Here is a 15,110-nt window from a genome sequence, read left to right on the forward strand (position 1 = left end):
TGCGTATTGGTCAGCGACGCACTGGCGAGTTAGCAAACTGCATATAAGCTTATGATATGTAATCGCTAAACGAGCAGTGCGTGTGCTGAGAGTCATTAAATGGATTGTGTTGTTTCTACCTGCATTAATTTGGCTGCTAGCAAGGCAATATCATGATATTTGGTGGGCGGAGAATCTGACCTCGATTCCCGCCCTCATTTTATTTGTCTATTTCAGTCTCGCTATCGTGCTTTTCGTCTTTCGTCGCTGGTCGAAGGCGCTCACCTCAATCGTGATCAGCGGTGCTTTTTTTCCATTCCTCTTACCCACTCAAATCACGAACAACCAAACCTGCGAAAATCCGCTGACGATCGTCCAATTCAATCTTTTCTACGAAAATCCGGATATCAATCAGTTCATTAATTACTTGCTTAAACACCCTGCGGATTTGGTGGTGATGCAAGAGCTCTCGCCTCAAGTGGGGGAGAAACTTCATCTTCTCGACGATATTTATCCTTTCTATTATGGCGGCCAGCGCGGCGTTGGTTACCCGTCAAATCAGATGATTTTGAGCCGTTATCCATTGGAGCCAGTGTCGATTTATCACACCCCAGATGGACAAGAGGTGATTCGCGCTGTATGGCAAGTAGATGAGCCTATAACCTTAATGACGGCGCATCCTCCATCACCAAGAACCGAGCCGCTGTGGCAACGCAGAAATGCGTTGATTCGAACCATAGAAACCCTTACCGAATTGTACCCAACATCGGAAATGATTGTGATTGGGGACTTCAACCTTTCTGCTGCAAGCCCAAGGTTTAACAAGCTGTTCTCTCGTTTTCAATCCCGACCAGTGGCCAGTTGGCCAACATCGATAAAAGGAGTATCAGTCCCATCCTTTGCCATGATTGGGATTGATCACCTTTGGCTTAAATCAGAAAAAACGGACAGGCAAATCTGTACTCGCCTATCGACAAGTCAACCAAATGGTTCTGATCACCGCTTGGTGACGACGGTGATTGGTAACGTTCTGAATTAATTCCTGTTTCATTCTCAAGATTGTGAGTGAAATCTGCTCAATACTGACAAAAACGATCTTTACTTTACACACCATACTCCTTTCTTTTTGGAACGGGGTTCCATAACTAAAGCAGTATCAAACTGGCGATATAAGGTAAACACATGAAACCATTCAAGCGAACGTTAGTGGCAGGAGCCATCTTAGGCTTTATCGGAACTATGGCAGGATGTAGCCCAGCAGAAGAAGCGAAACAACAAGAACCAAAGCCTGAGTCCCAAGTAGAAGAGCAAGCTCAAGCAACTGCGCCTGCGGAAAGCGGTGAGACGATCTATATGGCTGATACCATCATCACAATGGACGAAGACCAACCTCGTGTAGAGGCGGTTGTAGCGGACGATGACGGCAAGATTGTCTTTGTTGGACAAGAAGCGCAGGCGCTGAAGCAGTTCCCAAATGCGGATAAAGTCGATTTAGAAGACAAGGTGATCATGCCTGGCTTTATTGAGCAGCACCTGCATCCATTCCTTGGTGCACTTACGTTGAGCATGCCGGTCATTGCCCCTGAAGAGTGGCAGTTACCAAGTCGTACTTGGCCTGCGGTGAATGGACATCAAGAGTATCTGACCGCGCTGACTGCTGTTGAAAAAGAGATGCAGGATCCAAATGAAGTATTGTGGACATGGGGCTACAACAACTTCTTCCATGGTGAATTGACGCGCGCTGATCTTGATAAGATCTCTAAGACACGTCCAATTGGTGTGTGGCATCGTTCTGCACACGAGTTCTACGTAAACACGGCATTTGTTGAGAAGTTTGGTCTGAACCAAGCGGACATCGATAAACAAGGCAAAGAGGTAGCAGCTCAGTCAGATTTGGCAAATGGGCATTTCTGGGAAGGCGGTGCATTGATTTACTTGCTACCACGTATCTACAAAGATCTTGGCAGTGAAGCGCGATTCCGCGTAGGTCTAGAGCAAATGGTAGAGATGCTGCACGAGAAAGGGGTGACGGCTTACAACGAACCTGGCGCGTTTATACCAGAGGATATGGTGGGGTTGTATAAAGAGATCTTGGGTGCTGATGAAACGCCAATGTATTCCTTCTTTACACCAGAGAGTAAGTCACCTTACTTCCTGAAAGGCAAAGAGGGTGTGGTTCAAGCGGTTGAAGAGATCACCAAAACCTTCCCTGATGAAGGCAAAGTTCGCTTCTTTAAAAACCAAGTTAAGCTACTATTCGATGGTGCAATCATCTCTCAGTTAATGATGATGAAAGACGGTTATCTGGATGGTCACCATGGCGAGTGGATTCAAACCCCTCAAGAAGTCGAAGACATCACCAAGCTGTTCTGGGAGAAGGATTACCAAATCCTCGTTCATGTAAACGGTGATGAAGGCGTTGAAAAGCTGATTGAAATTTTGAAACGTCGTCAAGCTGAATACCCACGTGAGAACCACCGTTTTACGATCGTTCACTTTGCCAATTCGACCGACGAACAAGTCAAGGAACTGAAAGAGCTTGGTGCGATTATTAGTGTTAATCCATATTACGTGACGGGTTTCGGTGACCGTTTTGGTGAAGTCGGGTTAGGTGAAGAGCGTGCGCACGCTATGGTTCGATTGGCGACGATCGAGAAAGAGCAGATCCCAGTGTCGTTACACTCGGACATGCCAATGGCGCCTGCTGATCCGCTATTGCTAGCATGGAGTGCCGCTACTCGCCAAACCAACAACGGAAATGTGCTGCGTAAAGATCTTGCGCTCTCTCGTGAAGCCGCTCTAAAAGGCATTACCATTGAAGCAGCATATTCGTGGGGAATGGAAGATACGCTCGGTAGTATTGAAGTAGGTAAAGTAGCCAACTTTACGGTACTTGAAGAAGACCCTTACAAAGTTGATATCAACAAGCTAAAAGATGTGCCAATTTATGCAACTGTCTTCGAAAGCAAGTTGTTCCCTATCGATAAGTAAGTACTGAGTGTCTAGTTATCTAGAATTAGGTTAGATAAAGGGGCTGCTTGTCATAGAATTGACTGATTCTGACTGTAAGCTGTTATTCAAGTCAGTTTCATAACCTAAACTTTATGAGTATAAAAAAATTCATAAAGATAAGAGGAAGCTTCTATGACAAGAACAGCCTCAGCAGTGTTAATACTTTTTTTGATGAGCTCGTACTTTGCCTACAATCGATTTTATGTGTATCCACAGCAGTTAGAGTCGCAAGCTGAGTCGATGTTGATGCAAATGGCCAATCGAGAAGAATGGCTTGATATGTATGAGAGTAAAAAACGTGTTCACGCACATACTGCGCATTTAGAGTTTGCTGCCCATGTAACGTCATCTGATGGACAAAGAGCTTATAGTGAAGGGTACATCACCTATAGTGAGCGGGGACACAATGTCTGTAAAGAAGTGATTTTTAATTTCAAAATCAACTCATTGAGAAACTATAGTATTTCCGATTTGCATGATTGCTCACTGGGTGAATACTACTGATACTAAAAGTAGTTTTAGAAAGCGCCTCCAAATTTGGAGGCGTTTTTAGTTCTGGAACCTGGTCGATTAATCGAGTGACTTCTTGAAGCGCAGTGAGGCGACAACTAAACCGATAACGGTAAAGCCAAGCAGCCAAACCGTATCCCGCCATAGCTCCATCAAATCTGCCCCACGTAACACCACACCGCGAATGATGCGCATAAAGTGAGTCGCTGGGAGCGCTTCGGATATCCATTGTGCTGCAACGGGCATCCCCTCATAGGGGAACATAAATCCTGATAGCAAAATGGATGGCAGCAGAATAAACACTGTCATTTGCATCGCTTGAAGCTGTGTAGTGGCGATGGTTGAGATCACCAGACCTAGGGTTAGACTCGCGGCGATAAATAGTAGAGTTCCGAACAAGATCTGACTAATGGCTCCGTTTATCGGCACGCCAAATATCCAGTGACCTAGACCAAGAATGATGAACACCTGAATTAAACCAACGAAGATGTAGGGAATGATCTTTGCCACCATGAGTTCAATGGAATGGATTGGCGTCGTAATCAGTAGCTCCAAATTGCCTCGCTCCCGCTCTCGAACAATGGCTGCACTGGTGAACAAAATCATCGTCATGGTCAGGATTACACCTAATAAACCGGGAACAATGTTCACCGCTGAGCGGCGACTCGGGTTGTAATACAGCGCAACTTCAAAGGTTTTGGTTGGAGCTGGGCGTATCTCAAAATCAAAATCCGTCAACGGCATGGTTTGCAGAGAAAGAATCGCAGAGCTGATCATGGTGTCTGAACCGTCCACAATCCACTGCCCAAGCTCTCTACCTTGCACCATACGTTGGGTTAAATCGCTAGGCAGAATCAAAGCCGCACGAACAATACCATCCTGAATGGCTTGTTCTGCTTGCTCTGCGGTAGCGAAGGTTTCTACCACATCGACCACTTGAGTCACTTTGACGGATTCGGTGATCACGCGCCCGGCGGTACTGCCACTTTGATCGACGACACCAACGGGAATGTTGCGAATATCGGTATTAATGGCAAAGCCGAACAGTAAAAGCTGAATCAGCGGGATCATCACGACCATGCCAAAGGTAATGCGGTCGCGTGAAAGCTGGCGGATCTCTTTGATCATCACCGCTTTCATACGGGCAATAGATTTCATCATTGGCGACCTTCTCCCGTAACACTGACAAACACATCTTCCAAGCTAGGACGAGCAATGTTCATTTCGCAGCCTTCAAGCTCGGGAAAGGTTTGGGTTAACCATTCGATTGGTTGTTCGATGCGCAAGCGGATTAAAATGCGCAAGCGGATTCCTAGTTGTGCGGCTGAGCGCACCTCTTCACGTTGAAGGACTTTCTCTTTTAGCTCGCGTAAGTTATCCGCTTTGACTTCAACGATGTTCACGCCCATTTGTGCCATGAGCTCTTCAGGCTCACCATCGGCGCGGATCTCACCCGCTTCCATAATCGCCAGACGATGGCAGCGCTCCGCTTCGTCCATGTAGTGCGTAGTGACCAAAATCGTCGTGCCTTGGTCAGAGAGATCAAATAATTGCTCCCAGAAATCACGTCGGTTCTCTGGATCTACCGCAGACGTGGGCTCATCGAGAAACAACAGTTCTGGTTTGTGCATTGTCGCTGCGGCGAGAGACAAGCGCTGCTTTTGGCCGCCACTCATTCCGCCGACGCGCTGTTTACGCAATTGGTCGAGCCCGTAGGTTGATAGTTGTTCTTCGATACGAGCTTTCAGTGCCTTGGTTTCCATACCAAAGATTTGGCCAATAAACTCGAGGTTTTCTTGAACGGTCAGGTCATCATAGAGGGAGAACTTTTGTGTCATGTAACCAATCTTAAGGCGCAGAAGCTCAGATTGTTTTGGGATCTCCAGTCCTAGTACATCCACATTGCCCTCGCTTGGGCTGAGTAGGCCTGTTAACACACGAATGGTTGTCGATTTACCGCAACCATTGGGGCCAAGAAAGCCATAAATACTGCCTTTGGGCACATTAAGCGTGATGTTGTTGATGGCAGTGAAGTCACCAAACTTTTTCACCACATTTTCAGCTTGAATTGCGTATTCGGTCATTGGCTTACTCCACCAAATCCACTTGCGCAGGGATACCAGAAGGCAAAGATTGCGCAGAATCTTGTAGGTCGACTTCTGCTAGGTACATCAAACGGGAGCGTTCTTCCTCGGTAAGCGCGAAATAAGGCGTAAATGAAGGCTCAGTCGCAACCCAGCGAACGGTGCCGCTATATGGTTGCTCAACGCCATCTACATGCACCTTGACTGTCTTACCCGGCACAAAGTCGACGCGGTAATTCGCTGGTACATATACGCGAGCGTATGGGACGCGGCTAGCTTGAATCACAGCAACCACGCCATTGACAGGGACGCGTTCGCCAAGGTTAAACGGTAGGTTATCTAACAAGCCATCTCGCGTGGCCGTGATGGTGAGTTCTGCCAGTTTCTGTTCTTGCAGTGCCACATCGGCTTTTGCTGCCATGAGTGCGGCTTTCGCTTGTTCAATATCTTCAGGGCGAGAGCCAGCCGTCAGTTTGCTGAACTCTTCCTGTGAGGAGTCTAGCTCTGCACGGGCAGAATCTCTGGCTGCTAAAGCGGTGTCTTTCTCTGATTGGCTGATGAGTTTCTTGCGAACTAACTCCGCTTTACGTTGGTAGTTCTTTTGCGCTTCAACCAATTGAGCTTCCGCTCTGGCAACGCGTGCTTGCGCTGCGGCAATGTCTTCTGGTCGTTCACCATTGGTCAATTTCAAAAGGTAAGCGTCAGCCTTGGCTTGTTCGGCTACGGCGTGAGCTAAAACGGCTTCTTGGTTCTTTGTATCGAGCTGAACTAGCACTTCTCCTTCGGTGACTTGACTGCCTTCCTTGATGGGTAGGGCACGAATGATCTCGCTAGAGGTTGCAGTGAAGGTTACGCGGTCACGTTCTAGTGTGCCAAGGGCTTGCTGTCCGTCATCTTTGGAACAGGCAGTTAAAAGAGTCAGGGCTAGGGTGCCAAGAATGATTCGCTTCATCATGCGACGCTTCCTCTAAGAAGGTGAGCTCGAATTCGTATCAAGCTATAGAAGAGTGTGGGACTGCATTCAGTGTAACGTGAGTCAGTTTTGTTCGACTAGGAAGATAATTACTTCAATATTCATCAATTGATTAATTATCGAAATTGGCTTCACTATTGAATGCGTTTCTAAGAATATTCTTATTCAAATATAGTGGCTTAGCTTAAATAAGGTAGCGTTAGAGAGGATTAGTTGGAGAATCGAGATCGGGATCCGATTTTCGGTTTAACAAGCAAATAAAAAGCCCGGAGGGGGAACATCGGGCTTTTGAGATAAGTTTATCAGGGAGATAAACTAGGGTTACGCAGTTTTGAATTGGCCAACGATTTCTTGTAGACCAACCGCAAGTTCACTTAGGTCTTGGCAAGCAATTGCAGTCTGGCGAGAGCCTGTCGCCACTTCACTGGAGAACTGATTTATGTGCTCAACATTACGATGCAGTTCTTCTGTTACAGAACTTTGCTCACTGCATGCACTTGCGATTTGAATACTCTTCTCGGCAATGTTGTCTGCACTTTGCTCGATCTGACCGATGGTAGTGCCAGCTTTTTGGGCTTGTTCGACACAGATTTGAATTAAATCGCTGCTGTTCGTGGTTGCCGATACTGCACTTTTCGAGCAATTTTGCAGCTTACTAATGATGGCTACGATTTCCTCTGTCGATGATTGGGTACGACTTGCAAGGGTTCGTACTTCATCGGCAACCACCGCAAAGCCTCTGCCTTGTTCACCAGCTCGTGCTGCTTCAATTGCTGCGTTTAAAGCAAGCAGGTTGGTTTGTTCAGCGATATCCTGAATAACATCAACTACAACGCTGATGTTGGATGCGTCATGCTCAAGTTCGGTCACCATGGTGCCAACAGACTGAATGGCCACAGATGCTTCTTGAATCTGATCGATACACACTTGAACGACTTCTAAACCCTGTTTAGCGTCGTTTGAAGCGCCATTCGCTGTTTCCGAGGCAGCTTCTGTATTATTGGCTACTTCATTGACCGTGGCTTGCATTTCATTCATTGCAGTAGCAATTAAGTTCAGTTGCTGTTGTTGCTCATCCATGCCCGAAGAGGTTTGTTCTGAAATAGCGCTAACTTCTTCCGTCGCGGTACTTACCTGAGCCGTTGTTGAAGCAATACTGTCGACAAGACTAAGAAGCTTTGCTTGCATGTCCACACACGCATCAGCCAATAGACCTAATTCATCATTGCCGATTTGATCACGAGGTAATTGATAAGTCAGATCACCTGATGCAATTTTTGATGCCATTTCAACAACATAATTAAGTGGTGTGCAGATTTGTTTGGTTAAGTACATGCCTGCAATAAACATTAAAATTAACAAACCAACAATTGCAGCAATGCTGTATTTGATTGCGTTGGCGACAACAATATGCGCACCGTTAATGTCTTCAGAAATATAGGTTTGGTTTAATTCAACAAGCCCACGAATTGCTTGCGATAACTCATTGAACGTAGAGAAACCATTGAGGAGAATTCTATTAGCTTCGTCTATGTTATCATTCAACAATAATTGTGCATAATTATTGTTGAATGCGCGATATCTTATCCAAGCATCTTTAACTTTATTAAAGGCATTATGATCTCGTTGGTCCCATAAGCCTTTTTCATATTCATCTAAATACTGGTCGATTTTTTTCTCTGTGTCTTCCAAACCTTTTACCCAGCTTTGAAATTCAGGGTGATCAACGTTTGTAAGTAAAGAAAACTCATCTTTTCTAAGAATGCCAAGTTCAATCTCGGTATTCTTTACTAGAATAACACTTGGTACTGTTGTTTCTGAAAATACAACCAACTTGCCTTCAATTGTTTGTATTTGAGAAGCAAAAAAGAATGACAGCGCTATAACTGAGAATGCAATAACTAAAATCAGCGCTCCGATTTTTTTTCTAACACTTAAATTGGATAAATTCATAATTCCACTGAATGTATAGGTTGTAAAAGATCGGATTCTAATTCTTGGAATAATAATATTGTGTGATGGGTGTCTCGAAATTTTTTAATGCGCTGTAAAATAAGTTGGTTATCAAGTTATTGATATTTAGTTATTTTAGTTGAAGGGGTATGTATATATAAATAATAAGCTCAATTATTATTTAGGTAAATAGTTATTTTAGAGTTTATTAATATAAGGTGGTTAACTATGAAATGCTAGAGATTTATTCCCCCTTGTTTATTGTCACATTTCGCCATGAAACCATAACTATGGTCTTGTAGTCCTTACTAAGAGTAGGCAAAGTCACCTCTTTAGTCCCTCTTAGGTTTAGTTTTCATGGAAGTTAGCAACAGCTTACGTTTTTTGGTTGGCACATACACAGATTCCTTGAGCAAAGGAATTGAGTTTATTTCATTAGATACAGCGACTGGTCAACTATCGAGTCACTCAACTCTGTTGAATACCTCTAACCCTTCATATCTGCACCTAACCAAAAATGGCTTATATAGTTTTAATGAAGTGGAAGAAGTAGAAGGCGCCCAGCTTATTTTTTTGACTAAGCAGCAAACCCATTATATTGATATCAATGGCGACTATCCTTGTCACTTAGAATCTGATAGTTCAGAGAGTTTGCTTGCCGTAGCCAATTATGGTTCAGGGAATGTGAGCGTTTACCAACTTGATAGCGAGGGGAAACCATTAAACCTGATAGCAAACTTATTCAACGAAGGTAGTGGCCCAAATTTACAGCGACAAACTTCACCGCACGCGCATCAAGTCAAGTTTTTGCGTCAGAGTTCCGAGTTATGGGTTGTCGATCTTGGCGCTGATCGTGTGTACATCTATGGCTATGCGGATAGTCAATTTGAGTTATGCCAATCAATAGAATTGCCTGCGGGCGCAGGGCCTCGACATTTAGTATTAAATAAGAACGAAGACATTGCTTACATTGTTTGCGAGCTGTCTGAAACACTCGTTACGCTAAAAAAACAGGCTAACGAATGGTGTATTGAACATGAATGTGATCTTTTAAATGATAGCGAGAAAGGAGAGGCGGCGGCTGCAATTAAGCTTTCTTCATGTGAGCAGTTCTTATACGTATCGTGTCGGCACCAAAATAGAATTGTGCTATTCGATGTGAAGAGTGGGCAACCAGAAAGAATCCATGATATTGATTGTGGCGGGGCGTTTCCCCGAGATTTCACGATCAGTTCTGATGGTAAGTGGTTAGTTGTTGCAAATCAGCATTCAAATAATATTGTTAGTTTCCAACGTGATGAACAGAGTGGGATGTTTAAGCCAACAGGGTTTGAAATTGAAATAGGCTCGCCAGTTTGTATCCTTGAGAGTAATACGAAAGATACCCAAGCTTTCTAAAATTGTTTGGATAACTGTTGTTCACAAAAAACGCTCCGAAAGTCGGAGCGTTTTTAGTCGGTTAGATGAGTGGTCATTGGTTATGCCAGTTTTAACTCAGCTAATACGTGATGCAGTGAAGGGACAATCGCATGACCAAACCCGCGGACTTCGTCACAAGGCTCGACGAGGTCTGGAATCTGAAATGTAATCATCTTAGCTGAGACTGCAGAACGAACACCATTATTGGAGTCTTCAAAGGCTAAGCACTTCGTTGGGTCAACGTTTAAGCGGCTTGCAGCAAGTAAGTAGATTTCTGGATCCGGTTTTCCGTGCGTGACCTCACAACCTGTAGTTAGGTTGTCAAAGTATTTACTTAGGCCAGCCAGTTCCAGTTTTTTCTTCGCAACTTCATTAGCTGTTGATGTCGCTACTGCAGTTGGGATGCCATTCTTTTTCAACCATTCCAGTAATTCTATGACCCCTTGCTTTACTGGGATGGCTTGGTGTTGTACTACTGCGTTGTAGCGAGTGCGCCACTCCTTGTGCAGACGATCAAGGTCTTCGCCATAAGCTTTACGGAAAATTACCTCGATTCCAGCCGCGTTGCGACCAATGATGGAGAGGTAGACGTCTTCATGAAATGGTAGGTTCTGAACTTCACACGCTTGTTTAAAAATGCGCATGCAAACTCGCTCAGTATCGAGTAGTAGACCATCCATGTCGAATATAGCAGCTTGGTAATTCATCACTTTACGACTTGTCGGTTGAGATAGTGTATTTTGACATAAGCTAACGGAATTTTCTTGGGTTATTCTAGTTACTTGCCTTTTACTTTATACCTAAGCGCTTCGCTAATCGGTGTAAGTTGCCGTTGTCCAGTTCCAACTGACGTGCCGTTGCTGCCCAGTTACCTTGGTTCTCTTCCAGTGCTCGAACAATCATTGCTTTCTGGAATGAATCTGTGGCTTCTTTCAATCCGCCTTCTGGCAGCTCTAGCCCAGAGTTTTGCTCCGCTTCCTCGACGTTTTTGATGTTCTGAGCCGGTGTTCGGATGTCAAAATCTTGCTCAACTAACTCAATGTTCATAGCGTTGGTACGCGCTTTTGCCAAAACACCAGCACGTTTAATGACATGTTCAAGTTCTCGTACGTTTCCAGGCCATGAATAGTCTTTGAGTGCCTGCACCAAAGTGGGAGACAAACGAATGCTGTTCAGTCCCAGTTTGCTTCTTAAGTGTTCGGCAAAAAAGCCTGCTAGTAACACCACATCGTCTTCACGTTCACGAAGAGGTGGAACGTGAAGCGGGAAGACGCTTAAACGATGATACAAGTCGGCTCGGAAACGGCCTGCTGTGACTTCCTCATGTAAAACACGGTTGGTCGCAGCGACAATGCGCGTGTTGACTCGGATATGGCGGTCATCACCTACGCGTTGGATGTCGCCATATTGCAGGGCGCGAAGTAACTTGGCTTGCAGCTCTAACGACAGTTCGCCGACTTCATCCAAAAACAGTGTGCCGCCATCGGCTTGTTCGAATTTGCCTTTTCGATTGCTGATGGCCCCAGTAAACGCGCCTTTTATGTGCCCAAATAGCTCACTTTCAGCAACCGATTCTGGTAACGCTGCACAGTTTAGGTAAACCAAAGTATTACCAGAGCGACTGGATCGATGATGAATAGCATTAGCGACTAACTCTTTACCCACTCCTGTCTCGCCCGTAATCAGCACGGACAATTCAGTATCGGCGACTGCATCAATCTGCTCTTGAAGATTTTTCATGCCTTGAGAATGACCAATGATTTCATTGCTCAGGGTGCGTTTCTCAGCGTAAGAATCACGTGGCAAGCTCGCTTGTGTTTCTAATTGCTCTAGCAGGAGTGCAGTGTGTAAGCCACCTGCTGCCAATGCACTGACAAAGCGTAATTCTTGATTGCGCAGCCCATCAAATTGATTGGGGTCGAAGGCATCGATCGTTATTGCGCCAATCAATTGATCGTCGATCAGCAAAGGTAAGCCAATACACGAATGGACATGGAGTTTGTCTTCGTGGTTTGGGATCAAGCCATCATAAGGATCAGGTAAGTCGCTGTCAGAGGGAAAGCGCACGATGTCGCCAGCTCGGGCAATGGCTTCTAATCTTGGATGCTGCTCAATGGAGAAACGGCGTCCAAGCACTTCTTTCGCCAATCCATTGATCGCTAGAGGTTTAAAGTGCTGGTCTTCATACAAAAGAAGGGCAGAAGAGTCACACTTCAATACCTCTCGAATCGTGGTTAATAACGTATCAAAGCGAGCCTGTTGAGTGAGCGCCGAGTTTAGGTCTTGCGTGATGTGTAGCCATTGCGCGATTAAAGAAGTCATAGCCAATACCGATTGTGTCAATATGACTATTGTAGTGTCTTAATGACAATTTTCAACTGTGTCTAAATGACAGTTGTCAAAGTTGAGTTTTAATTAAAGCATTGAAATATATAGCAATTAAAAGTTGGCACGCCCAGTGCAATACAAGAAGAAATTATTTTTGTTTATCCCGTCATTCAAGGTAGTAATTATGACAATTCACGTAAAAAACAACATCCACTGGGTAGGTCAACGCGATTGGGAAGTTCAAGACTTCCACGGTACAGAATACAAAATGACAAAAGGTACCAGCTACAACAGTTATCTAATTCGTGAAGAAAAAACCGTACTGATTGATACGGTCGATCATCGATTCAGTCAACAATTCATCCAAAATTTAGAAATGGAAATCGACCTTAAGTCTATCGACTTTATCGTAGTAAACCATGCTGAAGAAGATCACTCAGGCGCATTATCGGCTTTGATGGAGAAGATTCCGAACACGCCAATTTACTGTACAGAAGCGGCGATTGATTCGATTGTGGGTCATCACCACCATCCTGAGTGGAACTTCAAAACCGTAAAAACGGGCGACAGCATCGATATTGGTAACGGTAAGCAATTGGTGTTCGTGGAAGCGCCGATGCTGCATTGGCCAGACAGCATGATGACATACCTAACTGGCGATGCGGTGTTATTCAGTAATGATGCATTTGGTCAGCATTACTGCGATGAACGCTTATTCAATGATGAAGTGGATCAAAATGAGTTGATGGAACAGTGTCTACGTTACTACTCAAACATCTTAACGCCATTCAGCAGCTTAGTAACAGCCAAAATCAAAGAAGTGTTGAGCTTCAACTTGCCTGTCGACATGATTGCAACTTCACACGGCATTGTATGGCGTGATAATCCCGTTCAAATTATCGAGCAATACTTAGCGTGGGCAGACAATTATCAAGAAGATCGCATTACGATTTTCTACGATTCCATGTCAAACAACACTCGAATGATGGCAGATGCTATTGCGCAGGGCATTCACGATGTTGACCCTGGCGTGGCGGTTAAAGTCTTCAATGTCTCTAAACATGACAAAAATGAAATCCTAGCTAATGTGTTCCGCTCAAAAGGCATCTTGGTTGGTTCGTCTACGATGAATAACGTCATGATGCCTAAGATCGCTGGCATGCTAGAAGAAATTACTGGTCTACGTTTTAAAGCTAAAAAAGCCGCTGCATTTGGTAGCTATGGTTGGAATGGTGGTGCGGTAGACCGTATCCACGCTCGATTAACTGATGCAGGCTTTGAAACTGCAGTCAGTCTGAAAACCAAATGGCGACCAGATGGTAAAGCGATGCGTGAATGTCGCGAACATGGTCAGAACATCGCGAAATTGTGGGCAAAGCATGACCTGACTAGTCCTGTTCTTGCTCCGGCGATTGCTTCGTCCGCACCACAAGTTCAATCACAACCCGCTGCGCCAGCGACAACACAAGCGGTAGTAGATGCCGCTCCTAGCAACCCTAGTACAGAGGCGCATCCAGCAGATTGCCAATGCATGGTTTGCACCGTTTGTAATTGGGTATACGACCCAGCTCAAGGCGAGCCTAACCAAGGTGTTGAACCGGGTACAGCTTGGTCGGAAGTGCCAGATTACTTCTTGTGCCCAGAATGCCATTTGGGTAAAGACGTTTTCGTTGAATACAACGGTTAGGAGGGAATATGCAAGCACCTATTGTAATTATTGGCAGTGGCTTCGCCGCTTACCAATTGGTGAAAACTGTCCGTCGAATGGACGCAGATATTCCATTGCAAGTGTTTACTGCCGATGATGGCGCTGAATACAACAAGCCTGATTTGAGTCATGTATTCAGCAACAAGCAAACCGCCCAAGACTTAGTGGTCAAAAGTGGTGAGGCGTTTGCACAGGAACACAACATCGAACTGTTCGTCCATTCCTTGATTGAGCATGTCGACGTGCAAGCTCAGCAAGTAGTAGCCAATGGTCAAACCTATCCTTACTCCAAACTGGTGTTTGCGACAGGCGCGAAAGCCTTTGTGCCGGCAATATCTGGTGATGCAGCACCGAAGGTGATAACGCTGAACTCGCTACAAGAATATCAATTAGCGGAAAAACAAATCAGCCGTGCGAAACGAATTCTAGTAATGGGTGGTGGTTTGATCGGCGTCGAGATCGCCATGGATCTCGCAACCAGTGGTAAAGCGGTCACGGTGGTTGAGCCAAATCCCCGTTTGCTCGCTAACTTGATTCCTGAATTCGTCGCATTGCCGCTTGAAAACCAACTTAAGCTGCAAGGTATTCAACTTGCCTTGGAGACTGGGGTTGTCGCGATCAATCACTCAGATGATTCGCTGGTGGCAAGCTTGAGCAAAGGTAAAGCAATCGAAGCCGATGTAGTGATTTCAGCGGCGGGTCTACGTGCTAACACTTGGTTAGCGAAGGCTTGTGGGTTGCGTGTCAATAAAGGCATTGAGGTGGATGCTCGATTGCAGACATCAGTAGCCAATGTGTTTGCATTAGGTGATTGTGCTGAGATTCAAGGCCGAATGATGCCGTATCTCCAACCAATCGTGCTAAGCGCCAATGTGTTAGGCAAGCAACTATTGGGACAGGAAGCTGAGTTGAAGCTACCGCCTATGATGGTAAAGGTCAAAACACCGAGTTATCCAATTCAATTGGCGGGTGATTTCAGTTCGGTGACGAGTTGGAGTGTGCAGATTTCTCAAACTGGCATTGCCGCGAAAGCAGAAGATGAAAATAGCCGACTCATGGGCTTCGTCGTGACGGGAGAACAAGTTACGCAAGCATTTCCATTACTTCGAGAGTTGTCTCAAGCCGGTCAGGCTTAACTGATTTA

General features: G+C 45.2%; 12 protein-coding genes. 6 read left to right on the forward strand and 6 right to left on the reverse strand.

What is annotated here, in order from left to right; all coding sequences use genetic code 11:
* Positions 1-82: 82 nt before the first annotated feature.
* From BSZ04_RS06625 to BSZ04_RS06635, 3 genes are all read left to right on the forward strand, one after another.
* Entirely contained in the window at positions 83-1,018 is a 936-nt protein-coding gene (locus BSZ04_RS06625) for an endonuclease/exonuclease/phosphatase family protein (protein WP_088879930.1), read from the forward strand.
* 143 nt (positions 1,019-1,161) lie between these two features.
* A complete protein-coding gene (locus BSZ04_RS06630) occupies positions 1,162-2,970 on the forward strand; it encodes an amidohydrolase (RefSeq protein ID WP_088879931.1) in 1,809 nt (602 codons plus the stop codon).
* A gap of 153 nt (positions 2,971-3,123) precedes the next feature.
* Complete coding sequence (locus BSZ04_RS06635; protein ID WP_010452786.1) at positions 3,124-3,495, forward strand: hypothetical protein; 372 nt, start codon at positions 3,124-3,126, stop codon at positions 3,493-3,495.
* A gap of 66 nt (positions 3,496-3,561) precedes the next feature.
* On the opposite strand, the gene BSZ04_RS06640 is transcribed toward BSZ04_RS06635, so the two are convergent.
* The 4 genes from BSZ04_RS06640 to BSZ04_RS06655 form a co-directional block, all read right to left on the reverse strand.
* Complete coding sequence (locus tag BSZ04_RS06640; protein ID WP_162531051.1) at positions 3,562-4,659, reverse strand: ABC transporter permease; 1,098 nt, start codon at positions 4,657-4,659, stop codon at positions 3,562-3,564.
* Entirely contained in the window at positions 4,659-5,585 is a 927-nt protein-coding gene (locus BSZ04_RS06645; RefSeq protein WP_088879933.1) for an ABC transporter ATP-binding protein, read from the reverse strand. Before BSZ04_RS06645 ends, BSZ04_RS06640 begins: the two co-directional genes overlap by 1 nt.
* Before the next feature lie 4 nt (positions 5,586-5,589).
* Positions 5,590-6,540: an HlyD family secretion protein gene (locus BSZ04_RS06650; protein ID WP_409583066.1), complete on the reverse strand. Its 951-nt coding sequence runs from the start codon at positions 6,538-6,540 to the stop codon at positions 5,590-5,592.
* Positions 6,541-6,879: 339 nt separating this feature from the next.
* Positions 6,880-8,511 (reverse strand): methyl-accepting chemotaxis protein, encoded by a 1,632-nt coding sequence (locus tag BSZ04_RS06655; RefSeq protein ID WP_088879934.1) that lies wholly within the window; start codon positions 8,509-8,511, stop codon positions 6,880-6,882.
* 357 nt (positions 8,512-8,868) lie between these two features.
* Between BSZ04_RS06655 and BSZ04_RS06660 the strand changes: the two genes are divergently transcribed.
* Complete coding sequence (locus BSZ04_RS06660; RefSeq protein ID WP_088879935.1) at positions 8,869-9,909, forward strand: lactonase family protein; 1,041 nt, start codon at positions 8,869-8,871, stop codon at positions 9,907-9,909.
* A gap of 80 nt (positions 9,910-9,989) precedes the next feature.
* On the opposite strand, the gene BSZ04_RS06665 is transcribed toward BSZ04_RS06660, so the two are convergent.
* Both BSZ04_RS06665 and norR read right to left on the reverse strand, forming a co-directional pair.
* Positions 9,990-10,637 (reverse strand): HAD family hydrolase, encoded by a 648-nt coding sequence (locus BSZ04_RS06665; RefSeq protein ID WP_010452773.1) that lies wholly within the window; start codon positions 10,635-10,637, stop codon positions 9,990-9,992.
* Between the two features lie 82 nt (positions 10,638-10,719).
* Positions 10,720-12,252, reverse strand: a complete 1,533-nt coding sequence (norR, locus tag BSZ04_RS06670) for a nitric oxide reductase transcriptional regulator NorR (RefSeq protein ID WP_088879936.1) — start codon at positions 12,250-12,252, stop codon at positions 10,720-10,722.
* A gap of 190 nt (positions 12,253-12,442) precedes the next feature.
* On the opposite strand from norR, the gene norV reads away from it, so the two are divergent.
* Together norV and norW are read left to right on the forward strand one after the other, a co-directional pair.
* Entirely contained in the window at positions 12,443-13,945 is a 1,503-nt protein-coding gene (gene norV / locus BSZ04_RS06675; protein ID WP_088879937.1) for an anaerobic nitric oxide reductase flavorubredoxin, read from the forward strand.
* 8 nt (positions 13,946-13,953) lie between these two features.
* Positions 13,954-15,102 (forward strand): NADH:flavorubredoxin reductase NorW, encoded by a 1,149-nt coding sequence (norW, locus tag BSZ04_RS06680; protein WP_088879938.1) that lies wholly within the window; start codon positions 13,954-13,956, stop codon positions 15,100-15,102.
* Positions 15,103-15,110: the final 8 nt, after the last annotated feature.

Source organism: Vibrio rotiferianus, from assembly GCF_002214395.1.
Classification (GTDB): domain Bacteria; phylum Pseudomonadota; class Gammaproteobacteria; order Enterobacterales; family Vibrionaceae; genus Vibrio; species Vibrio rotiferianus.

Excerpts from the sequence above, each read along its gene's own strand:
- BSZ04_RS06630 (WP_088879931.1), top strand. The coding sequence starts at position 1,162 with ATGAAACCATTCAAGCGAACGTTAGTGGCAGGAGCCATCTTAGGCTTT.
- BSZ04_RS06635 (WP_010452786.1), top strand. The coding sequence starts at position 3,124 with ATGACAAGAACAGCCTCAGCAGTGTTAATACTTTTTTTGATGAGCTCG.
- BSZ04_RS06640 (WP_162531051.1), bottom strand. The coding sequence starts at position 4,659 with ATGAAATCTATTGCCCGTATGAAAGCGGTGATGATCAAAGAGATCCGC.
- BSZ04_RS06645 (WP_088879933.1), bottom strand. The coding sequence starts at position 5,585 with ATGACCGAATACGCAATTCAAGCTGAAAATGTGGTGAAAAAGTTTGGT.
- BSZ04_RS06650 (WP_409583066.1), bottom strand. The coding sequence starts at position 6,540 with ATGATGAAGCGAATCATTCTTGGCACCCTAGCCCTGACTCTTTTAACT.
- BSZ04_RS06655 (WP_088879934.1), bottom strand. The coding sequence starts at position 8,511 with ATGAATTTATCCAATTTAAGTGTTAGAAAAAAAATCGGAGCGCTGATT.
- BSZ04_RS06660 (WP_088879935.1), top strand. The coding sequence starts at position 8,869 with ATGGAAGTTAGCAACAGCTTACGTTTTTTGGTTGGCACATACACAGAT.
- BSZ04_RS06665 (WP_010452773.1), bottom strand. The coding sequence starts at position 10,637 with ATGAATTACCAAGCTGCTATATTCGACATGGATGGTCTACTACTCGAT.
- norR (WP_088879936.1), bottom strand. The coding sequence starts at position 12,252 with ATGACTTCTTTAATCGCGCAATGGCTACACATCACGCAAGACCTAAAC.
- norV (WP_088879937.1), top strand. The coding sequence starts at position 12,443 with ATGACAATTCACGTAAAAAACAACATCCACTGGGTAGGTCAACGCGAT.
- norW (WP_088879938.1), top strand. The coding sequence starts at position 13,954 with ATGCAAGCACCTATTGTAATTATTGGCAGTGGCTTCGCCGCTTACCAA.